9 protein-coding genes are annotated in these 7,772 nt (G+C 71.8%); 5 read left to right on the forward strand and 4 right to left on the reverse strand.

Translation table 11 applies throughout. From position 1 onward, the window contains the following. Positions 1–130 precede the first annotated feature (130 nt). From ACFXGX_RS28235 to ACFXGX_RS28245, 3 genes are all read left to right on the forward strand, one after another. Positions 131–829 (forward strand): TetR/AcrR family transcriptional regulator, encoded by a 699-nt coding sequence (locus tag ACFXGX_RS28235; protein ID WP_384796252.1) that lies wholly within the window; start codon positions 131–133, stop codon positions 827–829. Positions 830–874: 45 nt separating this feature from the next. After that, positions 875–1,345 (forward strand): DUF5990 family protein, encoded by a 471-nt coding sequence (locus ACFXGX_RS28240; protein ID WP_384796254.1) that lies wholly within the window; start codon positions 875–877, stop codon positions 1,343–1,345. Positions 1,346–1,537: 192 nt separating this feature from the next. After that, entirely contained in the window at positions 1,538–2,569 is a 1,032-nt protein-coding gene (locus ACFXGX_RS28245; RefSeq protein ID WP_384796256.1) for a medium chain dehydrogenase/reductase family protein, read from the forward strand. Positions 2,570–2,612: 43 nt separating this feature from the next. On the opposite strand, the gene ACFXGX_RS28250 is transcribed toward ACFXGX_RS28245, so the two are convergent. After that, complete coding sequence (locus ACFXGX_RS28250) at positions 2,613–2,945, reverse strand: putative quinol monooxygenase (protein WP_384796258.1); 333 nt, start codon at positions 2,943–2,945, stop codon at positions 2,613–2,615. A 194-nt stretch (positions 2,946–3,139) separates the two neighbouring features. Here ACFXGX_RS28250 and ACFXGX_RS28255 point away from each other — a divergent pair, with 194 nt between their 5' ends. Next, a complete protein-coding gene (locus ACFXGX_RS28255; RefSeq protein ID WP_384796260.1) occupies positions 3,140–3,784 on the forward strand; it encodes a DUF2975 domain-containing protein in 645 nt (214 codons plus the stop codon). Then, entirely contained in the window at positions 3,784–4,038 is a 255-nt protein-coding gene (locus tag ACFXGX_RS28260) for a helix-turn-helix domain-containing protein (RefSeq protein ID WP_384796262.1), read from the forward strand. Before ACFXGX_RS28255 ends, ACFXGX_RS28260 begins: the two co-directional genes overlap by 1 nt. Here the strand turns inward: ACFXGX_RS28260 and ACFXGX_RS28265 are convergent. Genes ACFXGX_RS28265 through ACFXGX_RS28275 form a run of 3 tightly spaced genes read right to left on the reverse strand, consistent with a single transcriptional unit; the run spans position 4,031 to position 7,528 of the window. Further along, positions 4,031–4,831, reverse strand: coding sequence for a phosphatase PAP2 family protein (locus tag ACFXGX_RS28265; protein ID WP_384796264.1), 801 nt, complete (start codon positions 4,829–4,831; stop codon positions 4,031–4,033). The genes ACFXGX_RS28260 and ACFXGX_RS28265 overlap by 8 nt on opposite strands. After that, a complete protein-coding gene (locus ACFXGX_RS28270) occupies positions 4,832–5,785 on the reverse strand; it encodes a YihY/virulence factor BrkB family protein (RefSeq protein WP_384796266.1) in 954 nt (317 codons plus the stop codon). Further along, positions 5,786–7,528 (reverse strand): diacylglycerol kinase family protein, encoded by a 1,743-nt coding sequence (locus ACFXGX_RS28275; RefSeq protein WP_384796268.1) that lies wholly within the window; start codon positions 7,526–7,528, stop codon positions 5,786–5,788. Positions 7,529–7,772 lie beyond the last annotated feature (244 nt).

A 7,772-nucleotide genomic window follows, 5' to 3' on the forward strand; every position in this document is an offset into this window, starting at 1 on the left:
GCAGGTCCGTGTTCCCATTATGCACGCGGTGCGTGCAACGCCAAGTGCACAGACGAGTGCATAAACGAGTGCATAGGCAAGCGCACCGGTAAGTGCATAGGCTGGGCTGAAACACGGCGAGAGGAGCGGGATGGCAGGCCGAAGGCGTTGGTCGACCGAGGAGATCCTGGACGCGGCCGCCGAGCTGCTGCGCACGAGCGACCCGGACTCGTTCAGCGTGCGCAAACTGGCCGCGGCCCTCGGGACCGATTCCTCCAGCCTCTACCGGCACTTCCGTAGCAAGACCGAACTGCTGCGCGCGGTCGCCGACCGGATTCTCCTGACCGCCATGGACGGCTACCGCGCCGAGGGCGACTGGAGGCAGCGCATCACGGCCCTGGCCCTGCGGGTGAGGGAGGCCTTCGGTCAGCAGCCCCAGCTCGCCTCGGTCTGGGGACGTCACGCGTCGAGCGGCACCGGTTCCCGCCTCGTCATGGAGGAGGCGCTCCAGGCGCTGCGCGCGTCCGGGCTGCCCGACGAGGAGATCCCGGAGCGCTACCACCGGATCGCGGTCCTCGTCTCCGCGCTGATCGCCTCCGAGGCCGGGGTCGGCACCGTCACCCCCGAAGAGCGTGAGCAGGGCCTGGAGCTGTTCCGTGTGGCGGTCCTGGGCGCCGACCCCGAACGCTTCCCGGCCCTCGCCCACTTCGCCCGGGACATCCGCCCTCTCGTCGTGGACCGCCGCGCCGCGTTCGAGGAGATCCTCGCCGCCCAGCTCGACCGGATCGACATCGCGGTACGGACGAGCCGGCCCCTCGGTCCGGAAGCACCGGCGGACGGCAGGCTCTAGGCGCGCGCCGGGTGTCCGTCGGTGGTTCGGCGGCATGATGGCCGTATGCGCATCCGTATCGACGCCGACGACCTGCCCGGCCGCTCCTGCCCCGCCCCCGACGGCCGTGGCACCGTCCCGGTGTACGACAACCTCCACGTGGCTGTGCAACGCCGTGACCGTCCGGCCGAACTGCTCGATCCCCAGCCCGGCGACGGCGCCCGCGCGACCTGGACACTCGACTGCACGGCCACGCCCTCGCCGACGGGGATCGAACTGACGGGCCCCTATGTGCAGAAGCGCCTGGGGCACCTCTTCGTCTATCTGTCATGGGGCACGGTCGACGAAGCGGGGGTCTTCAGCATGTTCCGCCGCGCCAAGCTGATGCTCGACGCCGTCCCCTCCGACGTGCTCGCCGAGGCGGCGCGCGAGGGGCTGCTCGTCGGGCGGCTGGGGCTCACCGACGCGCACGGCAATCCGCGGTGCGCCCGCGTCGTACCGCCGGACATCGAGTGGACGGCCGAAGCGGGCGCGTAGAGACCGGAGTTCAGCCGATCCGAGACCGGAGTACAGCCGAGGCGCCGGTGCGCCCGGCGGCTCTGTCCGTGTCGTGCGTCCGCACCCCGAGTTAGAACCTCTAACGAAAGCTCTTGACGCTCACGCCTGACGGTTATAGCTTCTAACTAAAGCGATAGTAGATAACTCGCGCGGAACGCAGTGGAGGTCGTCATGAACGCCGAAGGGCTCGTCGAGGTCGTCCTGCCGGGCAAGGTGGAGCCGGAGGGGCTGGAGATCCGGCACGGCGCCGTGCCCGTCGCGGGCCCCGGTCAGGTCGTCGTCCGGATGGAGGCGACCGGCGTCTCCTTCGCCGAACAGCAGATGCGCCGCGGGCGGTACTACGACCAGCCGCCGTTCCCCTTCGTGCCCGGCTACGACCTCGTCGGCACGGTTCTCACCACCGGCCCGGGAGTGGACCCGGGCCTGGCCGGTATCCGGGTCGCCGCCCTCCTCAAGGTCGGCGGCTGGGCCAGCCATGTGCGCGTGGACGCGGCCGACGTCGTACCGGTGCCCGACGGGATCGGGGCGGCGGAGGCGGAGACCGTGGTCGTCAACGGCATCACCGCCTGGCAGATGCTGCACCGCAAGGCACGGATCCGCACGGGCGGGACCGTCCTCGTGCACGGCGCCAACGGCGGCGTCGGTTCGGTCCTGGTCCAGCTCGCCCGCGCCGCCGGAGCCAAGGTGATCGGCACGGCCTCGGCGCGCCACCACGACGCCCTGCGGGAACAGGGCGTCATCCCCGTCGACTACCGCACCGGGGACGTCGCGGCACGCGTACGCGAACTCGCGCCCGGCGGGGTCGACGCCGTGTTCGACCACGTCGGAGGCCGCAGCGCCGTCGACTCCTGGCGTCTGCTCGCCCCCGGCGGGACGCTCGTCTCCTACGGCAGTGCCTCCACCAGGGACGACACGGGGTCCAAGCAGTGGCCGGTGCTCAAGCTGCTCGGCCGGGTATGGCTGTGGAACGCCCTGCCCAACGGCCGCCACGCGTACTTCTTCAACATCTGGGCCGGCCGCGCCCTGTCCCGGAGCCGCTTCCGGGCCCGGCTGCGCGCCGACCTCACCCAGGTCTTCGGCGCCCTCCAGCGCGGTGACGTCACCGCCCGGATCGCCGCCCGGCTGCCGCTGACCGAGGCGGCCGAGGCCCTGCGGCTGGCCGAGTCCGGCACCGTCGCCGGAAAGGTCGTCCTCAATCCGTAGGGCCGGACCGTGGTACGGAGTGGCGGTGTCGCCCGGGCACGCGCTAGGGCTGGTCCTCGACGACCATCTCGCCCAGCAGGGACCAGTCGTCCTGAGGGATCTTCACGTTCACGATGCGCGGTGTCGCGGTCAGGTGCCGGGGCAGGGCCTGCTGGGCGGCCTTGAAGTGCGCGGACTGGACGTGGGACGCCCCGGCCTCGTCGTCCCGGAAGGCCTCGACCAGGACGTACTCCGTCGGGTCGTCAAGGCTCCGGGACCAGTCGAACCACAGACAGCCGGGCTCGGCGCGGGTGGCCGCGGTGAAATCGGCGGTGATCTCGGGCCACTTCTCCGCGTCCTCGGGGCGGACGCTGAACTTGACGGTGATGAAGATCATGAGGGCTCCTCGCGTCGGTGTCGAGCCATTCTGCGCCGCTCGCGGCAGGTGGACACCAGGGGCCTGTAGGCCGATCGGGGGAACCTCCGCGTCCGGATCGCCCCCTTCCGGCGCCCGGCTTCGAACGGCCTTGCGGAGGCCTGTCGGGCTCTGTATCGTTTTTCGATAACATCGATAATCGATATGGGGGAGTCATGGCGAGGGTACGCAATCTACTGGAGCCGATGTCGAGCGCGGTCACGATGATCGTGACGCTGTTCGCGGCGGTGACGGTCCTGGGTGTGTTCGGTTCGATGTTCATGGACGGAGTCAGCGTCCTCGGCATCGGGGACACGACGATCTGCGTCACGGACACGACGACGACGGTGGGCCCCGACGTGCCGTCCCAGATGGGGTTCAAGGCGGCGCCGGGAGCCTCGATGGGCCTGGACGCCCACCCGAGCTTCTGCACCGACGATCCCAGCACGGCCCAGGGCCTGCTCAACACCGCGACCCAGGTTCCCTCGTTCGTCTTCACCGTCGGGGCGCTCCTGCTCGTCCTCCGGCTGATCAGGGGAGCCGAGGGCGACGGCCTCTACACCGCGCGGACGGCGCGGCGGCTGCGCAGCGTGGGCTGGTGGCTGCTGGCCGGCAGTGTGCTCGCCGCGATCGCGGAGTCCGTGGGCGAGAAGGCGCTGATCCAGTCGCTGAGCAGAGGCGGCGATGTCAGCGCCCTGTCCGGGCTCGTCTCGTGGGACGCTCCGTACATGGCGATACTCACCGGCCTCGGCGTCCTCTCCTTCGCACGGATCATGCGCGTCGGCGTCGCCATGCGAGAAGACCTCGACGGAACGGTCTGATGCCCGAGGACAAGGAGGAGCACGCGATCGAGGTCCATCTCGACCGTCTGCTCGAAGAACGCGGGATGACCCTGGCGGAGCTCGCGGACCGGGTCGGTGTCACTCATGTGAACCTGTCGATCCTGAAGAACGGCCGGGCCAGAGCCGTGCGGTTCACCACGCTGACCCGGCTCTGCGAGGTGCTGGAGTGTCAGCCGGGCGACGTCCTCAGCTACCGCCCGCCCGAGCAGGGGACCGAGGGGACCGTCATGTGACGGCCCGTTCCCCCGGTCCGGGTGCGTCCGCTTCGGGCTGTTCGTCGGTGAGTTCGGGCTCCAGACCTTCACCGATGTCGGCCGGAGGCCTCCCGGTGTCGGCCCGCCAGGCCTCGAACGCCCAGGCGGTGAGGGTGACGACGGTCAGACCGAGCAGCCAGCCGCCCAGCACGTCGCTGAACCAGTGAACGCCCAGCGCGACACGGGTGAAGCCGACGCCGACGACGGAAAGGACGGCGGCGCCCCAGCACAGCGCGCGCCAGGAGCGCGGCACCAGGGGCAGCAGGACCAGCAGCAGGATGGCGAACGAGGTGGTGGCCGTCATCGCGTGGCCCGACGGAAAGGAGAACCCGGGCGCCCGTGCCACCGGATCCTCCAGCGACGGACGTGCCCGCTCGACGACCGTCTTCACCAGGAGCCCGATGAACCCGCCGGCCACCGCCGTCACCGCGGACCACGCGGCCAGACGCCAGGCCCGGCGGTACACGAGCCACACCGTCAGCAGTGCGACAGCCGTACGCAAGGTGACCGGATCCCAGACCCGGTCGGAGAGGAAACGCAGCCCACTCGTCCAGGCGGGATGCCCTAGAGCGATCTCGTGGAGCCGGCGGGCGGCGCCCGCGTCCAGCCGGCGCAGGGGCTGCCATCTGCCCTCGACCAGGACGAGGAGCAGGCCGAACGGCACCGCGGTGATCGCGGCCACCGCGGCCGAGCCGAGCAGCCGGGCGCCGAACCGGCGGTCGGCCGCCCGGCGGCGCTCCCGCAGCTTCTGGATCGTCGCGCGCGCCGCCATTCAGACTCCCGGATCGGGTTCGACCGGACCAGGGCGCCGTGCGCGCGAGGCTTCGAGCTGCGCGGCGAAGGACAGTCCGAGGAACAGGGCGATCGAGGTCAGATAGGCCCAGAGAAGGAGGGACATGAAGGCGCTGAGGGGGCCGTAGACCGTGTCGAAGCTGCCGCTGATCCCGAGGTAGAGACTCAGCAGCCAGGTCAGCGCCGTCCACAGCACCAGGTACACGGCGGCACCGAAGACCAGCCAGGTGTAGCCGGGCTGGCGGCGGCGGGGCGAGCGGCGGAAGATCGCGCTGGCCGAGATGAGGGCGAGGAGCAGACCGGAGGGCCAACGCAGCACATCCCAGGCGGTCTTGGCGGCTCCGTCGAGGTGATAGACCGTCACGACCGCGGACGCCAGGTCGCCGCCGGCCACCATCAGGACGAAACCGAGGCCGAGCGGGATTCCCGCGCTCAGGGACATGACCAGGCCGCGCAGATACTTCCGGTGGAAGACGCGGTCGCGCTCGTTCCCGTAGATCCGGTTGGCACCCCGCTCGATCTGGCACATGGCGGTGGTCACGTTGACCAGGGAGAAGGCCAGTCCGAACCACAGGGCGACCTGCGCCCCGTCGCCCGCCGTGTGCCGGCTGCGGCGCAGCGCGTCGTCGACGACGTCGGCGCTCGGGCCCGCGGCGATCCGGCGGATCGTCAGCTCGGCGACTCTGCCGATGTTCTCGGTGTGCAGGACCGAGGACAGGCCCACGAACGCGATGGCGAGCGGGATCAGGGCCAGCACCGTCTGGAGGGCGAGCGCACGGGAATGGCTGAACCCGTCGGCGTAGCGGAACCGGATGAACGCGTCGCGCAGCAGGGGCCAGCCGCCGTAGCGGCGCAGCGACGCGAGGGCTTCGTCGGCGGAGAGTTCGTCGCCGGACATGGCGTGGGTCTCCGGGACCTTCGTCGCGGTACCCATTCACTTCTCCCGGGAGGGCAGCAGGACGGTCAGAGCGCCGGGGCGGACCTCGGCGGTGAGGCGCCGGCCGGGGCCCACGGGATCCCCGTCGAGTTCCCTGGACTGAGGCGTGTCGAAGGTGAGTTCGGCGCGCCGGAAGGTGAAGAACTCGACGGGAACCCCCTCGTGGTCCTCGCCCGATGCCGCGAGGGTGTGCGCGGTGGACGGCCGTGGAGGCGTGGCGCGCCCGCGCAGCAGTGTCCCGAGGGCCCGGAGCCAGCCGCCCGGCCCGCGCGGGTCGAGGACGAGGAGGTCGAGCTGTCCGTCGTCGGGGCGGGCGGCGGGCAGCAAGGTGACCCCGCCCTGCACGGTTCCGACGTTGGCGACGAGCACCATGCGGGCCGTGCGGCGGAACGCGGGGGCGCCGTCGAGCCGGATCGTCACCCGCATACGTGGCGTGCGCAGGTTTCCGATCCCGGCCAGCGCGTAGGCCGGCCAGCCCAGGGCGGCCTTGGCGCGAGGATCGGTGTGCTCCATCATCGCGGCGTCGAGACCGGCCCCGGCCATCGCGGCGAACCGGGTGGCGGTCAGGCCGTCGCCCTCGACGGCCGCGAGGTCGAGCGGGTGCGGATCGCCGGTCAGCGCGGCTTCGAGCGCCTCGACCGGGGAGAGCGGCAGACCGAGATTGCGGGCCAGCAGATTGCCGGTGCCGCAGGGGACTACGGCCAGGGGAACGCCGCTGCCGGCCAGGGCGTCGGCGACCGTGCGGACCGTTCCGTCACCGCCGCAGACCACCACGAGTGTTGCGCCCTCGCGGACCGCGCGGGCCGTCTGTCCGGCCCCGGGATCGTCCGCGGTGGTCTCCAGGAACACGGGGTCGCGGTGGCCGTGCCGTTCGAGGGCCCGTCGCAGTTCGTCGCGCTCGGACGCGTCGGTCACCGTGGGATTGAGGATCACGGCGGTCGTGCCGGGCGGACGCTCCTCGACGGCCGGTGCGGCGGGCGTGCCGCCCGCGGACGGCGCCGCGGTCACGGACCGGTCGACGAGCAGGGCGCGCCCCACGATCAGCAGAGACAGCCCGCCGTTGACGAGGCCGCCCAGGACGTCCGTGGGGTGATGCATGCCCCGGTAGAGCCGGGCGGCACCCACGAGCAGCGGCAGGAGCAGCAGCAGCCCGGCCACGACCCTGCGCCACGGCCCCCGGACCCGGGAGAGCACGAGAACCGCCAGGCCCGCGTAGAGCGCGGTCGCCGCGCCGGTGTGCCCGGAGGTGTAACTCGACGTGGGCGGCGACGCGTCGAGGCGGTCCACCTCCGGCCGGTGGCGGTCCACCGACTCGGTGATGGCCAGGAAGACCAGCGACTGCAGCGAGACGGCGACGGCGAGGAAGACCGCCTGACGCCACATCGGGAGGCGGGGTATCAGGAGCAGCCCCAGACAGGCCGCGAGCGTGATGACCACGACCGTGAGGGTGTTGCCGGCCTCGGAGGCGACGGACGACAGCGTGGTGAGGAGGCCGGTGCGGACGTGTTCGAGGCGCTCGTTCACGGTGTCCTCGGCCGTCAGCGGCCACAGCCCGCGCGCGGGGCCGGTGATCAGCAGTCCGAGGCCCACCATCGACGCCGCCTGGCACGCGGTGAGCGCGGCGATGCGGGCGGCGGTCCGGCCGGTGCCCCGGGGCAGTGCGAACGAGCGGGCGGAGCCCACGGCTTCGGTGTGGCTGCCGGTCGGTCCGGCGGCTCTGTCCGGTACGGCGGTCGGCATCGGGTCTCCCAGGGGCAGCGCGCTACGGCCGGATTCCGCCCGGGACGCGCTTCCTCCCGGGTCCACGGCCGTCTGCCCCGGATCGCCTCGGACAGGCCTGTCACGACGTGCGTCCGGACGAGATACGGATCCGCCCCGGGTGGCGCGGCCCCCCCCGGGCCCCCCCCCCGGGGGGGCGGAGTTTGGGGGACACCGCGAGCGTGTTTTATGCCAATTCCACCCGTGGCTTTGCGCCACAGTTTGT

This window comes from Streptomyces sp. NPDC059371, from assembly GCF_042751995.1.
Lineage (GTDB): Bacteria > Actinomycetota > Actinomycetes > Streptomycetales > Streptomycetaceae > Streptomyces.

Excerpts from the sequence above, each read along its gene's own strand:
- ACFXGX_RS28250 (WP_384796258.1), bottom strand. The coding sequence starts at position 2,945 with ATGATCTTCATCACCGTCAAGTTCAGCGTCCGCCCCGAGGACGCGGAG.
- ACFXGX_RS28270 (WP_384796266.1), bottom strand. The coding sequence starts at position 5,785 with ATGGGTACCGCGACGAAGGTCCCGGAGACCCACGCCATGTCCGGCGAC.
- ACFXGX_RS28265 (WP_384796264.1), bottom strand. The coding sequence starts at position 4,831 with ATGGCGGCGCGCGCGACGATCCAGAAGCTGCGGGAGCGCCGCCGGGCG.
- ACFXGX_RS28240 (WP_384796254.1), top strand. The coding sequence starts at position 875 with ATGCGCATCCGTATCGACGCCGACGACCTGCCCGGCCGCTCCTGCCCC.
- ACFXGX_RS28260 (WP_384796262.1), top strand. The coding sequence starts at position 3,784 with ATGCCCGAGGACAAGGAGGAGCACGCGATCGAGGTCCATCTCGACCGT.
- ACFXGX_RS28235 (WP_384796252.1), top strand. The coding sequence starts at position 131 with ATGGCAGGCCGAAGGCGTTGGTCGACCGAGGAGATCCTGGACGCGGCC.
- ACFXGX_RS28255 (WP_384796260.1), top strand. The coding sequence starts at position 3,140 with ATGGCGAGGGTACGCAATCTACTGGAGCCGATGTCGAGCGCGGTCACG.
- ACFXGX_RS28275 (WP_384796268.1), bottom strand. The coding sequence starts at position 7,528 with ATGCCGACCGCCGTACCGGACAGAGCCGCCGGACCGACCGGCAGCCAC.
- ACFXGX_RS28245 (WP_384796256.1), top strand. The coding sequence starts at position 1,538 with ATGAACGCCGAAGGGCTCGTCGAGGTCGTCCTGCCGGGCAAGGTGGAG.